Source organism: Psychrobacter sp. PP-21 (assembly GCF_033790785.1).
In the GTDB taxonomy this organism is placed as follows: domain Bacteria; phylum Pseudomonadota; class Gammaproteobacteria; order Pseudomonadales; family Moraxellaceae; genus Psychrobacter.
Map to the genome: position 1 here is coordinate 1 of NZ_JAMYEB010000135.1, position 221 is coordinate 221.

1 pseudogene is annotated in these 221 nt (G+C 38.0%); it reads left to right on the forward strand.

Annotated features, from left to right (window positions below):
* Positions 1–221: pseudogene (locus NJD71_RS13900) on the forward strand (IS3-like element ISPar1 family transposase); the annotation flags it as partial.

Below are 221 nucleotides of genomic sequence, written 5' to 3' on the forward strand. Positions count from 1 at the left end.
ATACTAGAAGAGAATAAACGTCTTAAACGTGATCTAAAAGTTGCTCAGGAAGAGCGAGATATTCTAAAAAAGGCCACGGCGTACTTCGCGAAACACAGTTGATGAAGTACGTCTTTATCAAGGATAATCAGAAGATATTTAGCATCACCTGTATGTGTCACGTATTAGATGTCAAGCCATCAAGCTATTACAACTGGATAAATCGTGGTGTTAGTAATCAG